The 24,064-nt window shown below is 60.2% G+C and carries 21 protein-coding genes; 11 read left to right on the top strand and 10 right to left on the bottom strand.

From position 1 onward, the window contains the following. Positions 1-24: 24 nt before the first annotated feature. A complete protein-coding gene (locus tag ABRP87_RS08265) occupies positions 25-408 on the top strand; it encodes a hypothetical protein (protein WP_349863303.1) in 384 nt (127 codons plus the stop codon). Between the two features lie 444 nt (positions 409-852). Here ABRP87_RS08265 and trhO read toward each other — a convergent pair whose 3' ends face one another. Together trhO and ABRP87_RS08255 are read right to left on the bottom strand one after the other, a co-directional pair. Then, positions 853-1,794, bottom strand: a complete 942-nt coding sequence (gene trhO, locus ABRP87_RS08260) for an oxygen-dependent tRNA uridine(34) hydroxylase TrhO (protein WP_349868311.1) — start codon at positions 1,792-1,794, stop codon at positions 853-855. A 42-nt stretch (positions 1,795-1,836) separates the two neighbouring features. Next, the gene (locus tag ABRP87_RS08255) at positions 1,837-3,333 is read right to left on the bottom strand and encodes a DUF1846 domain-containing protein (RefSeq protein WP_023027989.1); all 1,497 of its coding nucleotides are present in this window, start codon (positions 3,331-3,333) and stop codon (positions 1,837-1,839) included. A 118-nt stretch (positions 3,334-3,451) separates the two neighbouring features. On the opposite strand from ABRP87_RS08255, the gene ABRP87_RS08250 reads away from it, so the two are divergent. Both ABRP87_RS08250 and ABRP87_RS08245 read left to right on the top strand, forming a co-directional pair. Next, a complete protein-coding gene (locus ABRP87_RS08250; RefSeq protein ID WP_349868310.1) occupies positions 3,452-4,267 on the top strand; it encodes an Fpg/Nei family DNA glycosylase in 816 nt (271 codons plus the stop codon). A 17-nt stretch (positions 4,268-4,284) separates the two neighbouring features. After that, positions 4,285-5,877: a bifunctional ADP-dependent NAD(P)H-hydrate dehydratase/NAD(P)H-hydrate epimerase gene (locus ABRP87_RS08245; RefSeq protein WP_349868309.1), complete on the top strand. Its 1,593-nt coding sequence runs from the start codon at positions 4,285-4,287 to the stop codon at positions 5,875-5,877. On the opposite strand, the gene ABRP87_RS08240 is transcribed toward ABRP87_RS08245, so the two are convergent. Together ABRP87_RS08240 and ABRP87_RS08235 are read right to left on the bottom strand one after the other, a co-directional pair. Further along, positions 5,864-6,499, bottom strand: a complete 636-nt coding sequence (locus tag ABRP87_RS08240) for an ABC transporter ATP-binding protein (protein WP_349868308.1) — start codon at positions 6,497-6,499, stop codon at positions 5,864-5,866. The two genes, ABRP87_RS08245 and ABRP87_RS08240, sit on opposite strands and share 14 nt — an antisense overlap. 1 nt (position 6,500) lies before the next feature. Further along, positions 6,501-7,484, bottom strand: a complete 984-nt coding sequence (locus ABRP87_RS08235) for an ABC transporter permease (protein WP_349837881.1) — start codon at positions 7,482-7,484, stop codon at positions 6,501-6,503. Between the two features lie 153 nt (positions 7,485-7,637). Between ABRP87_RS08235 and ABRP87_RS08230 the strand changes: the two genes are divergently transcribed. Genes ABRP87_RS08230 through ABRP87_RS08215 form a run of 4 tightly spaced genes read left to right on the top strand, consistent with a single transcriptional unit; the run spans position 7,638 to position 11,338 of the window. After that, positions 7,638-8,735 (top strand): sensor histidine kinase, encoded by a 1,098-nt coding sequence (locus ABRP87_RS08230; protein WP_349868322.1) that lies wholly within the window; start codon positions 7,638-7,640, stop codon positions 8,733-8,735. Continuing rightward, positions 8,728-9,345: a response regulator gene (locus ABRP87_RS08225; RefSeq protein WP_349852917.1), complete on the top strand. Its 618-nt coding sequence runs from the start codon at positions 8,728-8,730 to the stop codon at positions 9,343-9,345. The genes ABRP87_RS08230 and ABRP87_RS08225 overlap by 8 nt, the downstream gene beginning before the upstream one ends. Continuing rightward, positions 9,345-10,328, top strand: a complete 984-nt coding sequence (locus ABRP87_RS08220; RefSeq protein ID WP_349868307.1) for an NAD(P)-binding domain-containing protein — start codon at positions 9,345-9,347, stop codon at positions 10,326-10,328. Before ABRP87_RS08225 ends, ABRP87_RS08220 begins: the two co-directional genes overlap by 1 nt. 35 nt (positions 10,329-10,363) lie before the next feature. Continuing rightward, positions 10,364-11,338: an MDR family oxidoreductase gene (locus ABRP87_RS08215; protein ID WP_349837879.1), complete on the top strand. Its 975-nt coding sequence runs from the start codon at positions 10,364-10,366 to the stop codon at positions 11,336-11,338. Between the two features lie 89 nt (positions 11,339-11,427). Here the strand turns inward: ABRP87_RS08215 and ABRP87_RS08210 are convergent, their stop codons facing one another. Next, on the bottom strand, positions 11,428-11,874 hold the full coding sequence (locus tag ABRP87_RS08210; protein WP_349868306.1) for a MarR family winged helix-turn-helix transcriptional regulator: 447 nt from the start codon (positions 11,872-11,874) through the stop codon (positions 11,428-11,430). Between the two features lie 309 nt (positions 11,875-12,183). On the opposite strand from ABRP87_RS08210, the gene ABRP87_RS08205 reads away from it, so the two are divergent. Next, positions 12,184-12,822 (top strand): hypothetical protein, encoded by a 639-nt coding sequence (locus tag ABRP87_RS08205; protein ID WP_349868305.1) that lies wholly within the window; start codon positions 12,184-12,186, stop codon positions 12,820-12,822. Positions 12,823-12,850: 28 nt separating this feature from the next. Here the strand turns inward: ABRP87_RS08205 and ABRP87_RS08200 are convergent, their stop codons facing one another. The 5 genes from ABRP87_RS08200 to leuS form a co-directional block, all read right to left on the bottom strand. Next, positions 12,851-13,417, bottom strand: coding sequence for an NADPH-dependent FMN reductase (locus ABRP87_RS08200; RefSeq protein ID WP_349868304.1), 567 nt, complete (start codon positions 13,415-13,417; stop codon positions 12,851-12,853). A gap of 34 nt (positions 13,418-13,451) precedes the next feature. After that, positions 13,452-14,465 carry a class 1b ribonucleoside-diphosphate reductase subunit beta gene (nrdF, locus tag ABRP87_RS08195; protein ID WP_349837875.1) on the bottom strand — a complete coding sequence of 338 codons (1,014 nt, stop codon included), beginning with the start codon at positions 14,463-14,465 and terminating at the stop codon, positions 13,452-13,454. A 39-nt stretch (positions 14,466-14,504) separates the two neighbouring features. Continuing rightward, positions 14,505-14,978: a class Ib ribonucleoside-diphosphate reductase assembly flavoprotein NrdI gene (nrdI, locus tag ABRP87_RS08190; protein ID WP_349837874.1), complete on the bottom strand. Its 474-nt coding sequence runs from the start codon at positions 14,976-14,978 to the stop codon at positions 14,505-14,507. A 135-nt stretch (positions 14,979-15,113) separates the two neighbouring features. After that, entirely contained in the window at positions 15,114-15,848 is a 735-nt protein-coding gene (locus tag ABRP87_RS08185; protein WP_349868303.1) for a metal-dependent transcriptional regulator, read from the bottom strand. A gap of 3 nt (positions 15,849-15,851) precedes the next feature. Continuing rightward, a complete protein-coding gene (leuS, locus tag ABRP87_RS08180) occupies positions 15,852-18,698 on the bottom strand; it encodes a leucine--tRNA ligase (RefSeq protein ID WP_349868302.1) in 2,847 nt (948 codons plus the stop codon). 297 nt (positions 18,699-18,995) lie between these two features. On the opposite strand from leuS, the gene ABRP87_RS08175 reads away from it, so the two are divergent. The 3 genes from ABRP87_RS08175 (at position 18,996) to ABRP87_RS08165 (ending at position 23,910) form a co-directional block, all read left to right on the top strand. Further along, positions 18,996-20,579, top strand: a complete 1,584-nt coding sequence (locus ABRP87_RS08175) for an alkaline phosphatase (protein ID WP_349868301.1) — start codon at positions 18,996-18,998, stop codon at positions 20,577-20,579. 111 nt (positions 20,580-20,690) lie between these two features. After that, positions 20,691-23,276, top strand: coding sequence for a hypothetical protein (locus tag ABRP87_RS08170; protein ID WP_349868300.1), 2,586 nt, complete (start codon positions 20,691-20,693; stop codon positions 23,274-23,276). Position 23,277: 1 nt separating this feature from the next. Continuing rightward, positions 23,278-23,910 carry an MOSC domain-containing protein gene (locus ABRP87_RS08165; RefSeq protein WP_349868299.1) on the top strand — a complete coding sequence of 211 codons (633 nt, stop codon included), beginning with the start codon at positions 23,278-23,280 and terminating at the stop codon, positions 23,908-23,910. The last annotated feature ends 154 nt before the right edge of the window (positions 23,911-24,064 follow it).

Here is a 24,064-nt window from a genome sequence, read left to right as displayed (position 1 = left end):
GTCAAACCCATGGAAGAAGGTTAAATGAATACAACGTCTAAGGATGCAAATGCAAGATACTTGGATAATCTCGCCAGAGAGTTACGCCTACTCAACATCAATGGGCTAGAGCTCGACCAAGCCCTGTCATCCGTCAAAGAGGTAATCCATGAGAAGGGTGTCCGAGCCGAAGATGAGTTTGGCCCGGCCAGAGAATACGCCCATACGCTCTATCCAGATAGTTCTCAACGACAGTTTTACCTATTCACCCTCCTAGGAATGATTCTGGCTGTAGCTGGCTTTATTGGCCTCCATATATACCTTGACCACGCCAACATTGAGAATACCGGTCAACTGGTGAAATTTACCCCGCTCCTGCTGATACCTGTAGGAATGGGAATAGATTTCGCAAGATATCGAAACGTCTGAGCCCGCAGCAGCCTTTCCTTCTTTACTCTTTGAAATGACCTCGTCATACCAATCCTTGTTGATCCGCTTAAGTTCTTCGAGACCCGCCTTGATGGCAAGTTTAATTTTCCCTGCTCGTCAGCCTCAGCGGAACCCTGTCCTGACTCAATCTGAACCTAATCAATAGAGGTCGCGTTAGGAAGTTTCTGAACTGAATCAACAGATCGCACGGGAGTACGAGAAGGTGTTGATTCTTGTGCTGAAGCGACAACGGACCCCGATGTAAGGATGGAAGCTGACACCGCAGTACTCAGATACTTACGGGTTCGTGTCTGGTTTGGGTGATGTCATTCTTGAAGTAGACGAGGCTGACCATCCCGAGTGCTTCAGTGCCTGCGTCGACGGTTGTAGACCACGTCAATCCAGTAGGCTGGGCCTTTTTCGGCAACTTCTAACAATCCATAATCAAGACTTCGAATTTTGATCGACGAGATTCGCAGCTACCTCGGCGCAATCCGGTCGCCCACAATGCTGGGTTTCCACATGCTGGATGCAGTCATCACAGATGAGCACCTGTTGGCGGCACGTATCCTCATTAATGCAGTTGTGGAAGGTATTAGTACCCTTGTCGCAGTGCACGCAGTGGCCCAATTGGATAAAGCCTGGGTCCTCTAGTCCTTGGCCAAACTCCTGGTGCATGCGTTTGTCAAAGACGTACATGGAGCCTTCCCACAGCCCATCATTGCCGTACTTCTCGCCGTAGCGCACGATGCCGCCGTCGATTTGGTAGATCTCGTTGAAGCCGCGATTTTTCATCAGGGAGGAAAGGACCTCGCACCGGATGCCGCCGGTGCAATAGGAGACAACAGGCTTGTCCTTCATCCAGTCATATTTGCCGGATTCCAGTTCCTCGATGAAGTCATGGGTGGTGCGCACATCCGGCACGACGGCATTTTTGAACTTGCCAATCTCTGCTTCCATAGCATTGCGGCCATCGAAGAATACGACTTCATCGCCGCGCTCTTCTACCAGCTTGTTGACCTCTTCCGGCTTGAGGTGCGTGCCGCCGCCGACGACACCATTTTCATCCACCTTCAGCTCGCCCGGCGCGCCAAAGGCCACGATTTCATCGCGCACCTTGACCGATAGCCGCGGGAAGTCCTCGGCGCCGCCATCGGACCACTTGAACTGCATGCGCTTAAAGCCCGGGTATTCACGGGTTTGGCGCACGTAGCGCTTGCAGGCATCCATGTCGCCACCGACGGTGCCATTGATGCCGTGTTCCGAAATCAGGATGCGCCCCTTCAAGCCCAAGGACTCGCACAGGGTGCGCTGCCACAGCATGACGGCGGTGGGATCCTCGATGGGGGTAAAGCAGTAATACAGGAGAACTTTGCCGATAGTCACGCCCATAATCTTAGGCGCGCTACCGGCAAGATCCCCAATTCCTTAGCGCTTTTGGTAGAGCGCCTTCTTGCGGGCGAAGACCGGATCCGAGGTCACGAGCACGCCGAGGTTACGGAAGATTCCCTCATCCACCGAGCCCAGGATGGTGGTGGTGTGGACGTCGCAGCCGGCGAGTTCCTTGATCTGTTCCAGCGCCTTGCGGGCATCCTCGTCCTTCGCGGCGGATACGGATAGCGCGATGAGCACCTCATCGGTGTGCAGGCGGGGGTTGGAAGAGCCCAGGTGCTTCGTCTTCAGCGTTTGGATTGGCTCTATCGATTCCGGCGAGAGCAGGTGGGTATCGTCATCGATGCCGGCCAAGTACTTGAGGGCGTTGAGCAGCATCGCCGCGGAGCAGCCCAGCAGCGGCGAGGTGCGGCCGGTGATGATGGTGCCATCGTGAAGCTGCATCGCGGAGGCGGGTCCATCGGTTTCCTCCGCGCGCTTGCGGGCCGGGCCCACCACCGGGCGGTCATCGACCTTAATGCCGGCCTTCGCCATGACGACGGCGGCGCGCTCAGACTGCTCATCCCCCAGCCCGGCGCGGGCTTCTTCCACCTTGGCCTTGAAGTAGCGGCGGATGATTTCCTGTTGGGCAGCGGCGCGGCAGACCGCATCATCGGTAATGCAGTAGCCGGCCATATTCACGCCCATGTCCGTGGGCGATTCGTACGGCGTGGTGCCGGTGAGCTTTTCCAGCAGGGTCCGCAGCAGCGGGAAGGCCTCAACGTCGCGGTTGTAGTTCACCGTGGATTCGCCGTGGGCACTCAAGTGGAAGTGGTCAATAATATTGGAATCATTGAGATCCACCGTGGCTGCTTCATAGGCCAGGTTAACCGGGTGCTCGAGGGGCAGGTTCCAGATGGGGAAGGTCTCAAACTTGGCGTAACCAGCGTTATTGCCGCGCTGGTGCTCGTGGTAGACCTGCGATAGTGCGGTGGCAAGCTTGCCGGAACCAGGGCCTGGGGCGGTGACTACGACCAAGTCCCGGGAGGTTTCCGCGAACTCGTTCTTGCCAAGGCCATCCTCAGAGACAATGAGATCCGTATTCGTGGGATAACCAGGGATAACGCGGTGGCGGGCTACCTTAAGGCCGAGGCGCTCGAGCTTTTCGATGAACGCTTCTGCCTGCGCATTTCCGTCTTCCACCTGGGTCATGACGATGTTTTCAACCAAGAAGCCGCGGCTGCGGAATACGTCCACCAAGCGCAGGAGGTCATCTTCATACAGGATGTCTAAATCAGCGCGTACCTTGTGGCGGGCAATGTCTTTGGCGTTGATGCACGGGAGGATTTCGATTTCCTCTTTGATGCGCTCCAGCATGGCGATCTTGTTATCCGGGGTAAAGCCCGGCAGCACGCGGGAGGCGTGCATATCATCGAAAAGCTTGCCGCCCATTTCCAGATAGAGCTTTCCGCCGATTTCTTCGCGGCGGGCCTGGATGTGCTTTGACTGCAGCTCAATGTATTTTTCTCGGTCAAAACCGATTTTATGCGTCATGATTTATCGACCCTTCAATAGAAATAAAATCAATCCGCGCTTCGAGTTTACTCTTTTTCATCCCCCGGCGCCACGCGCCCTAGTTGGGGGCGACCAACGATTTCACTACACTGAAGCTATGCCAGAAGGTCACGTGATCCACCGCCTAGCCCTCACACTCAACGCTGACTATCGCGGGATGCCGCTCAGCGTGACCAGCCTGCAAGGCCGGTTTGCCACCGAGGCGGCCATCCTGGACGGTACAGAAATCGACCACGCAGAGGCCTTTGGCAAGCACCTCTTCGTGCACTTCACCGCCGCCAACCCGGCACATATCCTCTATATTCACCTGGGGCTCATCGGCAAGCTCAGCTTCGAACCCCGCGAGGACACCCGCGGGCAGATCCGCATACGCATAGACAATGGGGTGCAGGCCGCGCAGCTGCGCGGGCCCCAATTTTGCCTGCTGCTCACGGAGGAGGACTACCAGGCACGGCTGACCAAGGTGGGCCAGGATCCGCTCCGCGCCGATGCCGACCCCGAAGCGCTGTGGACCAAGGTGCACAAATCCCGCCGCAGCATAGGCTCCCTCATGATGGACCAGCACCTGTATGCCGGAGTGGGCAATATCTACCGCGCGGAGGCCCTCTTCCGCGCCGGCCTCTCCCCCTTCACCCCAGGCAAGGATGTTTCCCGTGAAACATTCTTCGCCATCTGGAAAGACCTGGTAGAGCTCATGAACTACGGCGTAGAGCACGGCCGCATCGATACCGTGCGCGCCGAGCACTCCCCCGAGGCCATGGGGCGTGAGCCGCGCAAGGATGATCACGGCGGCGAAGTCTACGTCTACCGGCGCGCCGGCCTGCCCTGCTATGTCTGCGGCACGCCGATTGCGGAACAAGTAATGGAGGGCCGAAACCTCTTCTGGTGCCCTACCTGCCAATCCGCTGCTTAAGGCCTATAGTGGCGGGCATGCGACCTGCCTATAGTGTATCCGCCGTTCGTTCCGCCGAATCCGCGCTCCTCGCGCAGCAGAGCCACGATGATGAACTCATGCGCTTGGCCGCCAGGGGCGTTGCCGCCACGGCGAAATCCATGCTGACGACCCCTGCGCCTCGCCGCATCACCATCCTCGCCGGACCTGGCGGCAATGGTGGCGATGGCCTTTATGCAGGCGCTTTCCTCGCCGAGGAGGGCTATGGCGTTGACGCGATCCTCGTCGCCGATGCCGCGCACGACCCAGCGCTGCAGGCCTTTACCGCTGCCGGCGGGACCATTACAGATCAACCGCACGCGGAGGCTACCGGCCTACTCATTGATGCCGTCGCCGGCCTCAACTCCACCCGCGGGCTTAGCGGTGCGGGCCTTGCCGCGTACCGCGCGGCCAAGCAGCACGATATCCCGGTGCTTTCAGTGGATATCCCCTCTGGCATCAACGCCGATACGGGCGTGGCCGCGGACAATGCCGTCGAGGCCACGATTACCGTGAGCTTCGGTTGGGCGCGCGCCGGCCATATCTTCGCCCCGGAATGCGGCACGGTGGTGCTCTGCGATCTGCAGCTGCCCAACGCGCCGCGCTCCTTTGCGGAGGAACTAACGGCCACGGCTGAGCCTGCGGGATACATTGCCAACGAGCCCACCATCGATCTCCCCTTCCAGTGGCCTGCGGAGCCCGTGCTTGCTGATGCCCACTTGGGCCACGTCACCGCCCCCAAGCCCGTGGGATGCACGGGGCCCATCGTGGACCCCACTCCCCAGGCTTCGAGCACGAAATACACCGGCGGGGTCACCGCCATTTGCGCTGGCAGCAGCGCCTATCCCGGCGCGGGCATCCTAGCGGCTACCGGCGCGGTGCGCGCCACGCCGTCCATGGTGCGGGTGATAGATAATGATGCCGTGGTCCCCCACCTGCCCGAGGTGGTTCCCCACCCGAGCGCCGAGGATAAGGTGCATGCCCAGGCGTGGGTGGTTGGCCCTGGCCGCGGCACCGATGAGGCGGCGCACCGCGAGCTCCGCGTCGTCTTAGATCGGGAGCTGCCTACCATCCTGGATGCCGATGCCCTGACGCTGCTCGCCCAGAGCGCTGAGCTGCGCGATCGCGTCCGCTCCCACCCACGCATCATTCTTACCCCGCACGCCGGCGAGTTCCGACGCCTCTACGAGGCCACCCTTAGCCGCGATCTCGATCTCAGCGAGGGTGTGGGGCCGCGCCAGCGCGAGCTGGCCGAGGACTTGGACTGTTTTATCCTGCACAAGGGCCGAATCACCACGGTAACCGCGCCCGGCCAGGCCATCTATGGGATGAATGCCGGCCACTCTTATGCGGCCACCGCCGGCTCCGGCGACGTTTTATCCGGCATCCTCGGCGCCACCATCGCGCAGGTAGAGCACGAAAAGGCCGATGCGGAGTACATCATTATGGAGATCCTCCACGCCGCCGCCCTACACCAGCACGCGGCCTCCATCGCGGCGCATACCCCCGATGGTTTCGGCATTTGTTCCGCTTCCCAGATCGCTGCGGCGATGCCGCAATCCATCGCGCGCTTGCTCGTTATGCATCGTTAACGTCCTGCTTGCTCACGCGGCCGTCTTTGACCTCGACCACGTGGTCGGCGTAGGTGAGCAGGGAGCGATCGTGTGTCACGAGCACTGTGGCGGTGTGCATCTCCTGGGTAATATCGCGCAGCAGGCGGATGATTTCCTGGGAAAGGTGGGAGTCGAGGGCGGAGGTGGGTTCATCGGCAAGCAGCAGGTTCGGCTCATCCATCAAGGCGCGCGCGATATTGACGCGCTGGGCCTGGCCGCCGGAAAGCTGGCCGATGCGGCGATTGCCCATTCCCTTAAGGCCGACGAATTCTAGCAGCTCAGCGGCGCGATTTTTGCGCAGCTTGCGCCCGGCCATGTGATCCATGATGAGCAGCTGATCGCGCACCTTGGGCGAGGACAACAGGTTGGACTGCTGGAAGATGATGGAGTTCGTGCCGTTGACCTCGACGGTGCCGGAGTCCGGAGTGATGAGCCCGGCGCCGACGGAGAGCAGCGTGGACTTACCGGAACCGGACTCGCCCACGATCGCGGTGAGGGTATCGGAGTCGGCGCTAAAGGTGGCATTATCAAGCGCGGTGGTCGTCGTCGTGCCGTCCTGGAAGGTGACGGTGGCGTTGCGAATATCAAGGATGGTGGACATTTTAGGCATTTCCTCCCAATGCATCGAGGGGGTTGGCTTTGGCTACGCGGCGGGTGGAAACCAGGGCACCGGCCATGCCCAAGATCCAGATGCCGACCGCGGGAACGATGATGGTGCGCACGGATACGTCGAAGGGGACGGTGCCGGAGGCCAGCAGGCCGAGCAGCCAGCCGACGAACGCGCCGAGGATGGTGCCGGCCGCCAAAATCAGCGCGGCTTGGGCCAGGGCGTCGCGCAGCAGATAGCGCACCGAGGCGCCCAGGGCGCGCAGGATGGAGAGATCACGGGTGCGCTGCAGGGTCCACACCGTCAGGAAGGCCACGGTGACCAGGGCGGAGATGCCATAGAGGAAGCCCTGCATAGTCAGCAGCGAACCGCGCTCGGACTGATAAGCGGGCAGGCCGGAGAAGGAATCAGACATCTCGACCGAGCCGGGGACCTCTTCGGAGTGCAGGGCAACCGTGCCGACCACACCGTCTGGTGCGTGGCTCACCTTCTGCCAAGTCTGGGTAGATACCCATACCACCGGCGAGTGGGAAAACTGCGTTTCGGCAACGGTGCCCTCTACGGAAAGGTCTACCCCACCGATATTCACGGTGTCGGAGGCATCAATCGTGTCAGACAGGACGGCGCCATCTTTGGAGATGGTGGCGTTGGAATTAGGGATGGTCGTACCGGCCGGCAAGCCCATCACGCCTACCGCGCCCTCGCCCTCCAATTTAGTTTGCGCGGTGCCCAAGGCAATCGCATCGCCGGAAAGATCCTTCTCATGGATCTCGGACTCGTTATACGCGGGCTCTTCGGTAGAAAAGCTGACATAGGGGTGATCCTGCGCCACGGCCTCAAGCGCCGAGGTATTTTGTTTGGACAGGCCCTCCGTCAGGCCGGAGAGCATAACCAAAAGCAGGGTGATAAGCGCCACGGTGCCGCCGATGAGCCCGAAGCGGCCGCGCGCTGCGGTGATTTCACGAATAGCTAAGAACATACTTCTATAGTCCCTTTGCGCAGGTCAGAAGTAATCGGCGGCCTAGTTGAACCTCCAGTCAACCAACTGGTTGATCCCTCATCCACCCTCCGGCAGATACTGTAGGAAATTGTGTTTTCCGGACAGAAATTATGGCTCTGGGGCTTATACGCCATGTTCGCGTTCCTGCTGCTTTTCGGCGTGGCCCGCGCCTATATCGATGACCGCTTGGACGCCCGCGCCATCCTTTTGGCCATCGCCCTAGCCGCGGTGTACGCGGCCGCGCGCTGGCTTCCCACCTGGCTCTGGCTCACCGGGCTGTGCCTGCTCTGGTTGGGGCTGATGGTCCACGCGCAAGATTTCATGTGGCTCGAGTTCCCGCTCATCTTCGTCTTCCTGCGCGCCTTGCCCAAGTGGCCCGGGCTTATCTCCATCACGGTGCTGTGGGCGGCGGCCGCCTTCATTCCCGCGTGGCTGCATCCGGATGGCTGGTCCATCGCCGCGGCCATCGGGCCGCTTATCGGCACGACCTTTGCCGCGGGCGTGTTTTATATCCAGCGCCGGTTGCAGGCGGAGGCGGCGCACCACAGGGACATCGCCAAGCAGCTGCAAGAAACCCAGGCCGAGCTGGCCGCCAGCGAGCACCAGGCCGGGCGCTTGGAAGAGCGCGAGCGCCTGTCCCGGGATATCCATGACACCGTGGCCCAAGGGTTGAGCTCCATCCTGCTGCTTTCGCGCGCCGCCCGGAATACCGATGACCTAGAGACCAAGAACGAGCAGCTCGCCGTCATCGAGGACACCGCAGGCGAGAACCTGGCCGAGGCGCGCCGCTTCGTGCGCGAGCTCGCCGGGCCCGATGAGCGCCTGGAGACCCAGCTGGATTCCATCCTGTCCCAGATGCGCCAGCGCACGGAGGCCCTTGGTGAGGACACCACCTTCGACCTCGTCGTTTCCGGCACCGGGAGCGTGCCCGGCAATGTCAAGCAGGTGGTCGTGCGCGCCGCGCAGGAGGGCCTTAATAACGTGATCAAGCACGCGCATGCCTCCCGTGCGGTGGTCACCCTGGGCCTTTTTGAGGATGCAGTCACCCTGGACGTCGTGGATAATGGACACGGTGTAGTTGAGCCCCCGCGCAACGGCGGCGATAGCGGCTTTGGCTTGCAAGGATTGTCCCAGCGCGTGGAGAGCGTCGGTGGCTCCCTGAGCCTCGAATCCGGCGACGGCACCGCCCTTGCCATTAGAATCCCCCTCAAGGAGCAGCCCCATGGTTAACGTCATGCTTATCGATGACCACCCCGTCGTCCGCGCCGGGCTGCGCGCGATTCTTAATACCTTTGCCGATGTCCGCGTGGTCATGGAAGGCGATAACGGCGCGGACGTGGACAAGCTCTTTGCCGATGACGCCCCCGAGGTCGACGTCGTGGTCTGCGATATCCAGATGCCGGGCGTCGATGGCATCACCGCCACCAAGAAGCTGGCCGAGGCCGGCGGCCCACCCGTGCTCATCCTCACCACCTACGACACCCAAGCCGATATCCTGGCCGCGGTCGAGGCCGGCGCGATGGGCTACCTTCTCAAGGATTCGCCCGAGGATGAGTTGCACGAAGCGGTGCTTAATACCGCCGCGCGCCGGCGCACCCTCGCCCCAGAGGTGGTCAACCTCTTGGCCCAGCGCGTGGGCCAACCGGAGCAGTCCCTCTCCACCCGCGAGCTGGAAATCCTCCGCGCCCTTGCGACCGGCTCCTCCAATAAAGAGCTGGCCAATCAGCTCTTTATCTCTGAGGCCACGGTGAAGACGCACCTCATTCACATCTATCAGAAGCTGGGCGTGGACACCCGCACGGCCGCGGTGACCGTAGCCCGCGAAAGAAAGCTCATTTAATGCTCGATTGCATCGTTATCGGCGGCGGGCAAGCCGGCCTGGCCACCAGCTATTACCTGCGCAAGAGGGGACTCGACTTCCAGATCCTTGATGCCGAGCCCTCCCCTGGCGCGGCCTGGCGCCACGCGTGGCCGTCGCTCACGCTCTTTAGCAATAGCGCGTCTTCCAACTTGCCCGGCTTGCCGATGCCCCACCACGACGGATTTCCGCCCGCCAGCCACGTCATCGATTACTTCACCCGCTACGAGCAGCGCTATGACCTGCCCGTACGCCGGCCGGTGCGGGTCCAGGAGGTCACCCACGACGGCGAGCGCTTTCATGTCACCACCGGTGACGAGCGCCTCACCGCGCGCACCGTGGTGGCGGCTACCGGCACGTGGTCCTCGCCGTTTATCCCCTATTACCCCGGTTCCTTTGCCGGGCGGCAATGGCACTCGGCGGTCTACCCTGGGCCCGATCCCTTCCGTGGCGAGTCCGTCGCCGTTGTTGGGGCGGGCAATTCCGGGGCCCAGATTGCCGCAGAGCTCGTGCTCTCTGGCGTAGATACCACCTGGTTTACGGCGAAGACGCCGCGGTGGATGCCCGATGACGTTGACGGCCGCGTGCTTTTCCAGCGCAACCGCGCCCGCCTTAATGCCATGATGCGCGGTGAGCCCGATCCCGGCGCGGATACCAACTTGGGCGATATCGTCGTCGTTCCTCCCGTCAAACGCGCCCGCGATGAGGGACTGCTTAAGTCCTCCCCCATGTTCTCCAGCCTCGATGAGGTGAAGGCAGATCACCTCATCTGGTGCACCGGGTTCCGCCCGGCGCTGGGGCCTTTCCGCACGCTTCTCGATGGCCGCACCCCCACCGTCGAGGGCCTCTTCCTCGTCGGCTACGGAACGTGGACGGGCCCCGGTTCCGCAACGATTACCGGGGTGAGCCCTTTTGCCAAGCAGACCGCTGCGGACATCGCCAAGCTCTGCTCCCCCGCTCGTTAGCCGCCCAAAAATGCTTGCATCACAATTCACGTACCATGGTGAGCATGAGCACGCTACTTGTTACCCGTAACGAAGACAAATCTGTCACTACCTCCTTTGAGGATGGAGAATTCCTCGGCGAGGGCGACCTGACCGTTGACGTCTCTTATTCCTCGCTGAACTACAAGGACGCGATGGCGATCACCGGTGATCCCGGCGTCGTCCGCACCAACCCACTGGTGCCCGGCATTGATGTGGTCGGCACCGTATCCGATTCCAATGTGCAGCGCCTGCCGGTGGGTACCCTCGTTGCCTCCTTTGGCGACGGCCTTGGCGAATTCCGCCACGGCGGCTACACCCCGAAGCAGCGCGTCAATTCCCGCGCCACCGTTGCCCTACCTGCAGATTTCACCGCGGAGCAGGCAGCTGCCGTCGGTACCGCCGGCTACACCGCGGCGCTGTGCGTTAACTCGCTGCGCGGGCTTCCCGAGGGCCCCGTTCTCGTCACCGGTGCCACCGGCGGCGTCGGCTCCATTGCCGTCAACCTTCTGCGCAATGCCGGCTACGAGGTCCACGCCATGACCGGCCGCCCCGACGATTACGCCAACTACCTCTACGAGCTCGGCGCACATGAGATCATTGACCGCGCCGAATTCACCGAGCCGGGCAAGCCCCTACAAAAGGCCATCTACGCTGGCGCCGTGGACACCTCCGGCTCCCAGGAACTAGCCAATGTCTTGGCCCGTACCAAGTGGGGCGGCACCGTTGCCGCCACCGGTATGGCCAGCGGCCCCGACCTGCCCGCCACCGTCATGCCCTTCATCCTGCGCAACGTGCACTTGGCCGGCGTGAACTCCGTCGATGCCCCGCTGCACTACCGCCAGAATGCTTGGCAGCTCCTCGCCCGCACCCTGGACCTGTCCATCCTGGAGTCCTTGACCAATACCCTTCCCCTGGAAGATGCGGTAAAGGAAGCGCAATCGCTCATCAACGGCAACCACCACGGCCGCACGGTGCTGAAGATTTCCTAAGGCCTTCGTCCTTTAGGGCCTACAACTAGGCAGGCACCCCGTCACTCCTGGCGGGGTGCCTTTCCTGTGCCGTCTGGCCTACTTGAATTCTAGGTTTCGCCCGCCAAGTGCCGCGTTATCTTCCTCGAGATGGCCCCCAGCTGCCGCAGCTCCTCTTCGGTCAGGACGGAGACCACCTTATCGTCCACCTTCGCGGTATGGCTCTCCAGTGCTGTGGCGAATGCTTCCTCGCCGACTTTCGTCACTGTGACGGCAATAGCGCGGGGTCCTAACTCCTCCGCGTGCCGCCTCGTCACCAACTTGCGCCCCTCCATCCGGACCAGTTGTCGGTGCAGGCGCGATTTCTCCCACCCAAGTTCCGCGGCCAACTCATGCGGCCGGGTGCTCTGCCCACGGCGGCGCTGCAGGACGGCCAGCACCGCATAGTCGGCCTCACTTACATTCGCGGCTACCTGCAACTCGTGAGTTAACTCCTTGTGCAGCGCCCGCTGCATCGCTACGAAGTCCGCCCACGCTGCACTTTCTTCTGGGCGCACAGTATCTCCCTTAAGCTTTGACTTAAATAGCATTATATACTGCGCAGTTGATTACTCAACTGTGGATTAATGAACAGGGTTGATCCATCAACCCCTATCGTTTTTAGATGTACTGGATCAGGTTTACCAATAATCCATGCAGACTATACTTTCGCTAAGTTAATCGCATATACTTCGCTTTTCATAACCTATTTATGGGTTCAATAGTGTACTGGATATTATCCATTATTAGGTATTGCGAATTACCCAGCGGCGTTTTTTGGTCGCCTGCAACTCCGGTCAGGCAGCCGGCTGTCTATGATGGCGGGCATGGATAAACTTTTTAGTACCTGCGGCTTCGATTTCCTGGACACCGAGGAACTCATCGCGGAACTACCCGCAAAGCGGACCTTATGGGATGCACCTGCTTTTGATCAAGTGATCTACTACGCGGATCCCTCCGGCATCGCCGTCACGGCGATGGAGTACGAGGGAGAGTGGACCGTTTTGCCGTCGTTCCGGGGTGGAGAAGACGCGGAGGCAACGCTATATCGCGCCATGCCTTTTATTGGCATCTTAGAAATGGAAGATCTCCGATGGGCGGTGCTTAGCGATGCCCCCTTCACGCTTCCCACCGGAAACCCCGTGGGCGGCGAAAAACTGCGCGGCCGAGTGCGGCCCGCAGTCGTTGCGCTGGACTATGAATTAACGGAACCGGCGGAGTTTTCGCTGCGATCCCCAGCCACGGAACGGTTTTATCAAAACTACAAGCCCAGCCTTCTCAATCCGCAGGTCGAGGTAGCGGGCACCGTGAACAATGTCGAGAAAAAGACCAATGAGTTTGGGGGAGGGGAGTTCTGGGTATGCGAAATCGACGGGCTCCCGCTCATTGTTGATGCTCCAATTGAAGCAGGCCAGGGAATCCGGGCGCACGGCATCTCGCTATGCGCCACGGAATACTGGGATTAACCGCCTCGCTGCTAGGAAGAGGTAGCTCCTAGTGTTGCGGAGCTGCAGGTACCAGCGCTAAAAGACGCTCGAGGTAGTCCCGCACGAAATCAATCGTGCTGGTTGGCTCGATCTTTCCATCCTCGCCGATGAGCTGGGGAGAATTGCCCAAGAATACCTCGGGCTGACCGGGCATCGGCATATCGAAGTAGGACAGGGCTAGGCGCACATTCTTGTGGGAAGAATAACCACCCATGCGGCCAACGGAGTGGCTGATGATGCCAGCTGGCTTATTTTTCCAGGCGACATCGGAATTGGGCTTGGACCCAATATCGATGGCATTTTTTAAACACGCCGGGATGGTCCGGTTATTCTCGCTGGTCACGAACAAAATGGCATGCGCTTCCTTAATTGCTTTACGGAAATCGGTGTACTCTTCCGGCGTGGGTTTATCCTCCACGCCAGGATCGTCGTAGTCGAAATCATAAAGCGGGAGTGTGCGCAGGTCATAGCGCTGGCACTCTACGTGCTCAGGGACCAGTTCCATGGCATGGTTGGCGATCTTCTTCGCGATGCTTTCCCGCCGTAGGCTGCCGACGAGTACAAGAAGTTTCATGATGTGTGTCCTTTCGTGTGGAGACTTGTTGGTTTTAGAAATCCCAGTCGGCATCGGAGGTCTCTACGGCTTTGCCGATGATATAAGAGGAGCCCGACCCCGAAAAGAAGTCGTGGTTTTCATCCGATCCTGGCGTGAGTGCCGCAAGGATCTTCGGGTTGACCTGGCATTCCTCGTACGGGAAGAGGTTGGGATAGCCCAGATTCATCAGGGCTTTATTGGCGTTATAACGCACGAACGTAGCAACATCATCCATAAGCCCGTATGGTTCATAGAGCTCGCCGGAATAGCGCATCTCCAGGCCATAGAGCTTGCGCACCAGGTCAAAGGTAAATTCCCGCATTTCTTCGCGGCGAGCTTCCGTGGCGTGGTCTAGTCCTCGCTGGAACTTGTATCCGGAGTAGTAGCCGTGGACCGCCTTATCCCGCAGGATGAGCCTGATCATGTCAGCGGTATTGGTCAGCTTCCCGTGCACGCTAAAGTGCAGTGGAAGATAGAAGCCCGCGTACAGCAGCAACGAGGATAAGAGGGTAGAGGCAACCTTGCGCTTTAGTGGGTCGTCGCCGTAGTAATGCACCATCACACTGGTAGCGCGCTGCTGCAATACTGGGTTATCCACGGCCCACGCATAGGATTTTTCGATCTCTTCGGTGCTGGCCAGGGTGGAAAAGATGGACGAATAGCTCCGCGCGTGCACCGCCTGCATGAAGGCGATATTGGTATAAACGGCCTCCTCATGTTCCGTCCGAGCATCTTGAATCTGGCTAATTTCGCCAACGGTAGCCTGCACGGTATCCAGTAGCGTCAACCCGGTAAAGACCCGGATGGTGAGGTCGCGTTCGGCTGGGTCCATGCGCGACCAGTCATTGCGGTCATTGGAAAGCGGGACCTTCTCCGGCAGCCAGAAATTCGAGGTCAGACGGTTCCATACCTCCAAGTCCTTGTCATCCCAGATGCGATTCCAGTTCACTGGGCGCAGCGGCGTGGAGGCATCGTGACGAAAATGCGGCGGGGTTTGGGATCGCTCAATGAGCTCTTGATATTTCATCGGTATTTTCTCTTTTCTTTGTCTTCGCGGCCCTAGCCGTCAGGCAATGGACGCGTGGGCGGTGGGGTAGAGGTGGTGCGCAAAGAAGTCCTGCAACCCTTCCCGTACGCGGGCAACATCGCGGTCGGTGCCGAGCAGCTCAAAGCGGTAGAGCTCAGGCACCCCGCACTTTCGGGCTATCTGTGGCCCGGCGCAGCAATACGCCTCACCAAAATTGGTATTTCCAGAGGTGATGACGCCGCGCAGGAGCGCGCGATTTTCCGGAACGTTGAGGAATTGGCGCACCTGCACCGGAATCGCCGCCTTGATATTGCCGCCACCGTAGGTCGGGACGATGAGCACAAAGGGCTCGGTGACATAGAGCATTCCTTCGCGCTTCGGCCGCAATGGAATGCGTGCCGCCGGAAAGCCCAGTTTGTGGACGAATCGGCGGGTATTTTCACTGACCGAGGAAAAATACACAAGATTAGCGGCGGTCTTAGTACCGCACGCTGGCGTCGAGGCTGTAGTCATCTCGCTCCTTAGTGGCTGCGCCGAGGCGCACTTTCTGCTTCAACTACAGATCTAACGTACTTTTAACTACGCCGCAACTAACCACCATTGACATGCGTAAATACCCTTCCCTTCAGAAGGGAAGGGGCAGGAAAATTACATGCGCACCCACACGGCGCGGGCTGCGTGCGAGCTCAAAGAAAACGCCGCGGAATATTCGTTCTGGGCATTCTCGTTCTGGCTGCCCTCTACGCGCAGTGCCATCCCGCCGGAATAAGGTTGGCTATCCCGCACGCTCACGACAGCGCCGATGATCAGGTTATTCTCGCTAAAAAAGCGCAGCAGATCGGCATCTGCATCACTGATCCGATCGACTACGCCGGCCTCACCGGGCTCTAAATCGCTGAGTTTGCGCAGATCTCCTGGCTCGGACGCGGGGGTCGCGGCGTAGTCTGCGGGGTAGTCACCCGTGGCGCTAGGAATAGGGTCTCCATGCGGATCGCGGTGCGGGAACCCCAGTTCAGCGTCTATGCGCTCCAAAAAGAAGTCAGAGACGCAGTGCTCTAATTGCTCAGCCTCCGCGTGGACCTGGTCCCAGCGGTAATGCAGGGATTCCACCAGGAAGGTCTCGATGAGGCGGTGCCGCCGCACCATGGCAAGGGCAAAGGCACGCCCCTCGGTGCTCAGCCCGATGGCACCATAAGGCGTATGGGTGACGAGGCCCTTTTTCTCTAGCCGCCGCACCGCATCCGACGCGCTGGAGAGCCTAACGCCTATGTGCTGGGCGAGCATCTTCACCGTCACGGGCTCGTCGTGCCATTCGCCCAACTTAAACAGGGCCTTGAGGTAGTCCTGATTGGACGGCGAGAGGCCCGAGACGTCCACGCTCATTGGTTACTTAACCACCAGGTTCACCATCCGGCCGGGAACGTAGATCTTCTTCACCACGTTCTTGCCGGAGGTAAGGTCGGCCACCTTGGCATCGGCAAAAGCAGCCTCGAATACGGCGTCTTGGTCAGCATCGGCCGCGACGTTGATGCGGGACTTAACCTTGCCGTTGATCTGCACTGGCACCTGGATCTCATCATCTACCAGGTATTTCTCCTCAAAGGAGGGGAGTGGCTCGTAGGTGATGGTCTCATCGTGGCCAAAGCGCTGCCACAGTTCCTCTGCAATGTGCGGGGCGATGGGGGAGACCAGCTGGGCAATGGGCTCTACAGCCGCGCGCGGCGCTTCGGTGCGGTAGGTCTTGGTCAGGTAGTTGACGTACTCGATGAGCTTGGCCACGACCGTGTTGAGGCGCAGGTTCTCATAATCATCGCGCACGCCCGCGATGGTGCGGTGCAGCTGCTTCAGATCATCCTGGGTGAGCTCGGCATCGGTAGTTGCCAACTCACCGGTGTCCTCATTGATGGCTAGGCGCCACAAGCGCTGCAGGAAGCGCTGCGAACCGACGACGTCCTTGGTCGCCCACGGGCGGGAGGTATCCAGCGGGCCCATGGACATCTCGTACACGCGCAGGGTATCGGCGCCAAAGTCGCGGCAAATATCGTCCGGGGCCACGGCGTTTTTCAGGGACTTGCCCATCTTGCCGTACTCCTGGTTAACCTCTTCGCCGTTGTAGTAAAACTTGCCGTCCTTTTCCTCTACCTCCGCGGCAGGGACATACACGCCGCGGGAATCGGTATAGGCGTAGGCCTGAATGTAGCCCTGGTTGTACAGGCGGCGATACGGCTCCTGCGAGCTGACAAAGCCCAGGTCAAAGAGCACCTTGTGCCAGAAGCGGGCGTAGAGCAGGTGCAGCACGGCGTGCTCGACGCCGCCGACGTACAGATCCACACCACCCGGATCGTTCTCGCCGTGCTCATCTGGGCGCGGGCCGGTCCAGTAGCGCTCGTTTTCGATATCGCAGAATGCCTCACTATTGCGGGGATCGATATAGCGCAGCTGGTACCAGGAAGAACCCGCCCATTGGGGCATAACGTTGGTATCGCGGTAGTAGGTCTGCGGGCCATCGCCCAAGTCCAGCTCTACCTCTACCCAGTCGCGGACCTTGGCCAGCGGTGGCTGCGGCTCCGAGTCCTTGTCTTCTGGGTCGAAGGAGGCCGGCTTGTAGTCTTCCACCTCGGGCAGCTCAACCGGCAGCATCGACTCTGGCAGCGGATGAGCCATACCGTCCTTGTCGTAAACGATGGGGAAGGGCTCGCCCCAGTAGCGCTGGCGGGCGAAGAGCCAGTCGCGCAGCTTGTACTGAATCTTGCCGCGGCCGGAGCCGTCCTTTTCCAGCCATTCGATGGCCTCGGCGATGGCCTCCGCCTTATTCAGGCCATTGAGGTCCAAGCCCTTATCGTTGGCGGAGTTTACCAACGCGCCGTCCTCGGTCCAGGCTTCTTCCTCGATATTGCCGCCGGAGACGACCTCCGTAATCGGCAGGCCAAAGGCTTGGGCAAACTCATAGTCACGCGTATCGTGCGCGGGAACGGCCATGATGGCGCCGGTACCGTAACCGGTCAGTACGTAGTCCGCGATGAAGATCGGGATGCGCTTGCCGGAGACCGGGTTGGTGGCATAGGTGCCCAGGAATACGCCGGTCTTTTCCTTGTTTTCCTGGCGCTCCAGGTCCGACTTCGCTGCGATATCCGCGCGGTAGGACTCGACAGCTTCCTTCGGGTCATCGTTGCCGTAGGTCCAGCGCTCATCCACGTCATCGTCGTAAGGAATGGGGGACAAGAGGGCATCGACAAGCTCATGTTCCGGTGCCAAGACCACGTATTCCGCGCCAAAGAGCGTATCTGGGCGCGTGGTAAACACGTCGATGCCGTAGCCTTCCGCGGGGAAGGTTACCTCCGCACCGCGAGAGCGACCGATCCAGTTGCGCTGCATGGACTTGACCTTCTCCGGCCAATCCAGCAGCTCCAGATCATCGAGCAGGCGATCCGAATACGCGGTAATGCGCATCATCCACTGGGACAGGTTCTTGCGGAATACCGGGAAGTTGCCGCGCTCAGACTTGCCCTCCGCGGTGACCTCCTCGTTGGCCAAGACGGTGCCCAAGCCCGGGCACCAGTTCACCGTGGAGTTGGACAGGTAGACCAGGCGGAACTCATCGACGGCCTGGGCCTTCTCCTGCGCGGACAAGTCCTCGTAGTAGCGCCCGTCCTTGGTGGTGCGCTTATTGGCCTCCAATTCCTTGATGAGCTCAGCAATGGGGCGGGCCTTTTGCTGCTCTTCATCGAACCAGGAGTTATAAATCTGCAGGAAGATCCACTGGGTCCACTTAAAGAACTCTGGATCCGTGGATTCCACCGAGCGGCGCGGATCGTGGCCCAAGCCCAGCATTCCCAGCTGGCGGCGCATATTGTCGATATTGGCCATCGTGGTGGTCCGCGGGTGCGTACCGGTCTGGATGGCGTACTGCTCGGCCGGCAAACCGAAGGCATCATAGCCCATGGTGTGCAGCACGTTCTTGCCCAGCATGCGGTTATAGCGGGCATAAGTATCGGTGGCGATATAACCAAACGGGTGCCCCACGTGCAGGCCCGCACCGGAAGGGTAGGGGAACATGTCCTGCACGTTGAGCTTTTCCTTGGGCAGCTCGCCCGCACCCGTGGCTAGCGAACCGACCGGGTTGGGCGCGTTAAAGGTCTCGTGGTCCTTCCAATACTGCTGCCAAGTCTTTTCGATTTGGTTCGCCAGCTCAGGGGTGTAGCGGTACGACGTGGAATCGCTCGGTTTAATCATAAACACACAGTGTAATAGCCCCAGCCCGGCGCGGGGTAGGCAGAGGTGGGTTTTGCTTCACTAATCCGGCACCGGGCTGGCACTCTGGCGGTGACGAAGGGGGAGTGGGGCAAGGACTAAGGCCCGCCACGAGATGTTCCGGCGGTGTTTAGGAGCTATTAACGCCCAGTTCCTTTCATGGTTAAATCACGCTTTTATCTTCAATTCAAGGCTTTGCACCCAACCATGTTTGGGTCATTTCTCTCTTGCTCGCAAGGCCACCATCTCTTCATCTCTCACTTCCACAAAGGACAATTCATGCGTACCTCTCTCCGCATTGGCACCGCTGCCGTAGCCGCAACCGTGGCTACCGCTGGCGCAATTGCCCCAGCCACCGCCGCCGAATCCCAGGGCCCAAAGAACATCATCTACATGATTGGTGATGGCATGGGCTACGGCCACGTGGCATTTAATAACCTCTACGAAACCGGCCAGTCCAAATGCCTGGTCGATGGCGCATTTAGCGCCGAAGGCCCAGAAGAACTCGACGGCGCATCCGTGCAGCGCTTCGAAGACTTCAACCGCCTGTCCATGACCACTTACCCAAATAACTCTTCCTATGACCCACAAAAGGCGTGGGCTAGCCATGAGTACGTGGATAAGGGATACACCGATTCCTCTGCCGCCGGCACCGCCATGTCCACCGGCGTGAAGACCGATAACGGCAAGCTGGGCGTGAACGATTACGGTCACGAGCAGGAAAACACCTCCGAGCGCGCCAAGAAGGCCGGAAAGTCCGCCGGTGTGGTCTCCTCCGTGCCGTTTAGCCACGCCACCCCGGCTTCCTGGGCCGCGCACAACATTTCCCGCAATAACTACCTGGAGATTGCGGATGAGATGTTCAATTCTGATCTCGATGTCATCATGGGTGCCGGCCACCCGTTCTACGACGATGACAATAAGAAGAAGGATGAGGCCAAGTACAAGTACCTATCTGAAGAGGTCTACAACAAGCTGTCTTCCGGCGAGTCCGACTGGAACTACGCCGAAACCAAGGAGCAATTTGAGGCCTTGGCCCAAGGCGATGTCGCAGCAGGGGAGAAGTACTTCGGCCTGGCGCCTGTGGCCTCTACTTTGCAGCAGGGGCGCTCCGGCGAGTCCACAGTGCCCTATGACATTCCGTTTAACGATCTCGTCGACCTTCCCACCATGACCACCGGCGCCCTCAACGCGCTGGGCCAAAATGACGAGGGTTTTCACGTCATGATCGAAGGCGGTGCCATCGACTGGAGCGGCCACGGCAACGAATCTGCCCGCGATATCGAAGAGGTACAGGACTTTAATAAGTCCGTCGATGCCGCTATCGACTGGGTAGAAGAAAACTCCTCCTGGGACGAGACCCTGTTGGTGGTTACCGCTGACCACGAAACGGGATACCTCTCCGGTGCCAATGAGCGCTCTGAGGGCAAGTTCAACTCCATGAACGGTGGCGGTAACAACACCCTGCCCTCTGGCCACCAGTGGTACTCCACGCAGCACACCAACCAGGTCGTCCCATTCTTCTTCAAGGGTGCTGGCTCGGAGGCCCTTCGTGCGAAGGCCACCCACACCGATCCTGTACGCGGTGACTACATCGATAACACCACCTTGGCCAAGCTCACCTTGAATGAATGGTGGGTAAAGCACGATGACCAGGGCGGCAACGACCAGGCAGACGATTCTGCATCCGATCAGCCCGGTAACGACGCTGATACCGATAACGGCTCTTCCAAGAGCGGGCTCCTCGCCGGCATCGCGGGCGCCGGTATCGCCTCGCTGGCCATCGGGGCCATTGCCTTCTTGGCGCAAAAGCTGGGCATCATCACCATCAACCCGAATGCGTGGCGTAACTTCTTCCACTAATCCACGCGATTAATCACGCGCGAAGGCTTTCATCACCGGCGGTGATGAAAGCCTTTTTGGTCTCTGCCTGCAGAATCCACATCTTTTCAAAAATGATCTAGGCTGGTGTAAATGAGCCAGGAGAAGTTTCGTAGCCAGCTATCATCTTTTCTAGACGCGGCGGTTTTTCAGGGGGTCCCGCATCTTCGCCTCTCGCCGGATACCGATACTTTAGAGCTTTACCTGCCAGCCGTGAGCGCGGCCTATGAACCAGAAGACCCGCAATGGACCGTGACCACGCAGCTATTGGATGGCACGGAGGTCACCCGCAAGTTTTACTACGTCGCCGGTGAGGAACCTGGCCTGTGGGTTTCCATGCCACAGCCCTTTACCCACCTTGCCGTAACGTTTGCGGAGCAGACCCTGGAGTTTGCGGGTATTGCCAATGGCGGCCTGCTGCTCGATTCCGCGCACCGCCCCGTCGATAGCACGCAGCCCATCCCGCAGGGCGCGTACACCTTCATCGCACCGACCGGCACGCAGCTAACACCTGCCCCGGATAACCAGCCGCGCCCGCATGGCGCGTGGGAAGGCTGGTCCATCTTTGAGCTAGCGGCAGAATATTCCTTCTCCATTGCTGTGCCGCGCCAGGACAAGGCCACCATCACCGTCGCGGAAGGCGCGGATTTTTCCTGGGATATGGCGGTCAAGTCCCTGCCCAACGCGCGCGGGCTGGACGGCGAGCTGGTGTACACGAAATCGCCGCGCCTCTTGGTCAATACCCCACTGCACCTGCAGCTGACCTATGTCCCCATCGGCGGGGAAGAGGAAGAAATCTTAGAAGATGAGCTGCCGGAGGGAATCCATGAGGTCCTACCGGGCGACGTCTTCGAGGACCCCTGGGTGGGCCGGTATCGCTTTAGCCTGTTTAAGGGCGAAGAGCTTGTCGATGTCCACTATCTCAACTTTGCCGAAACCCTTCACATGCGCTCCAAGAACGAGGGGCCCCGCGGCACCAACTTCCGCTTCATCGATGCGCTGGGTAACCTCTCGCCGTTTAGCTATGCCCTGGCCTCGTCTCCCGATAAGCCCATTCACATGGAAAAGGGCCAACGCGTATTTGGCGAAGACGAATCGGTGCGCGAGGAAACCATCAGCAGCGAGGCCGGCTACGAGCTGACCTTTGAGGTCATTCCGGCAACCATCCGAACGCGCGTGAAGCGCACCGCGGCCGAGCCCGTGGATTATATGGACAAGCAGGTCATCCTGGCGGATCAGCTGGATGCGGATGCGCTTTTTACGGTGCACTCGCCGGAGCCGCTGCCGCTGGCGAAATTCGTGGTCATTGATAAGAACCAGAAGATCCGGGATCTCGTTACCGCCAATGGCTCGACGGAGGCGACAAACACGCTCTCCGTGCCGAATCGCGCCCTTAAGGCCGCGCTGACCAAGAAGTCCTCGCTGGAGCTCTACCTCCTGTGGTCCACGCTGTCCTACGAGGAGTACCTGGAAGGCCTGCCGGATAAGGAGCGCGCGGCGCATCTGAAACGCAGCATGGACCGACGCGTGATGGAATACGAGGCAACCGCGGCAAGCGATCTGATCTATGCCGCCATCGCCACGGTGCGCAAGGCGCCGCTGGTCGCCCGCGCCACCATCGAAGACGGCATTTTAATGCCCGAGCAAACCCACGAAGAGGAGGTGGAGCTTTTGGCGTGGGCGTGGCCGCTTGGCAACCCCGCCAGCGAGCCTCTGCCCTTGGAGCCGGTGGAGGAGGGCTTCGAGCTGCCGGAGGAATTGCACGAGGCGGGCGATCTCATCGTGGACTTCCGCGAGGATGAACCGGCCAGCGATCTCGCCGCCCCGCAGTACCCGCCGGCAAGCTCGCTCATCATCTTCCACGATGGCGAGAGCGAGAATACCGCCGGCACGTGGGAGACCTATGCCGCCCTGCGCCGCCTTGCCCCCAAGGCCAAGGAGACCTTCGAGGGCGTTATCAAGGACATCGAGGCCGATCCGCGCGCCAGCCTCGATGCGCTCATGCAGGTGGATTTCGAGCGCGGCCAGCGAATGCGCGCGTTGGTGCGCACGGGCCTGATTACCCGTTCCTTTAGCAGCGATGGGGAAGAGGCCACGGATCCGTCTTCCGTGCTCGCCGCGCTTGCCGATGCCAACCAGGCCCACGTCGAACAGTCCGGCTCCCCCTCGCTGTGGCGGACGGCCACCACGGGAGTAGACGATGTCACCCGCCCTATGCTGCTCATGAGCGCCACCGGCGAGGCCCCAACGCCCGCTACTGACAGCGCGCAGCTGTGCGATGACGCCCACCGCATCGCCGCGCTGCGCGAGTGCTTCGATAACGACTTGGCGCTGACCCGTCTGGGGACCATGTCCAATCTGCGCACAACCGCGCTGCAATTGCGGGTGACGCTGCAGCAATTGGGCGTTGATAAGTCGGTATTGCACACCCTGCTCGCCTTGGACGCCTTTGGGGAAGGAAACACGGATTTTGGCGGCTCTGCCTGGATGCCGTTTATTTCCTATGTTTTTGCCATCACCGCGCGCGGGGTGGCCAATGGGAAGCTCACCGATCCAGCCGTGGCCTCCGCGCTGGATAACGCCCTCCCGCAGCTCGCGGAGGCGGTTTCGCTGGCCCCGGAGCTGTTTTACCGGGATATTCTCACTGCGGAGGCACTTACCCGCGACTACAGTGACTGATATGCAGGTTATTTCCACCAACGTCGCCGTGCGCAGGCCGGATCCGAGCGGGAGGCATGAGTTTTCGGGCATCGACAAGCGCCCGCAATCCTTTATCGATATCTCCGCTCCCGGACCCAATTACGGCGATGGTTCTGGCGTGCGCGGTGATTCTATCGGCGATAGCGATCACCACGGTGGAAGTGACAAAGCCGTTTATGCCTATGCCCGCGAGGAACTGGATTATTGGGAGGATTCGCTGAGCCGCACGCTGGCTTCAGGGTCTTTCGGGGAGAACCTCACCACGCGCGGTATTGATCTCTCCGCGCTGCTTATCAATCAACGCCTCCACATCGGTACGACCACGCTCGAGGTCTCCATACCCCGCCAGCCGTGCGCTACCTTTTCCGGCTGGGTGCAGGAGAAGGGCTGGCTCAAGCGGTGGACCGCGCGCGGTGATTGCGGCGTGTACTTCCGCGTCATCTCGCCCGGGCGCATTTCTGCGGGGGATGCCATAACCTGCGGCCCCGCCCCCGAGCACGATATCACCATGCGCATGGCGTTTGCGGCCAAGATGGGGGACCGGGCGCTGGCCCGGCGCGTGGTCGATGCCAAGTGCTTGCCGCCCCAGCACGCAAAAAAGCTCCGGGTATAAACCCGGAGCCAAAATTCATTGCGCCTTTAAGCCGGCTGCGTGCCCTCTGTGGCGCTGACGACGGGCGCCTTCGCCTTGGCCTAAACGACAGGATGTGTTGGTGAAGTTATATGTTTAGCCGGTCTGGCGTGCTGGTATTAGGATTATTTCACTT

Origin of the sequence: Corynebacterium sp. KPL2830, from assembly GCF_040225635.1 — a bacterium.
GTDB lineage: Bacteria > Actinomycetota > Actinomycetes > Mycobacteriales > Mycobacteriaceae > Corynebacterium.
Note: the sequence above shows the minus strand (reverse complement) of the source record. Positions and strands in the feature narration are given on the sequence as shown.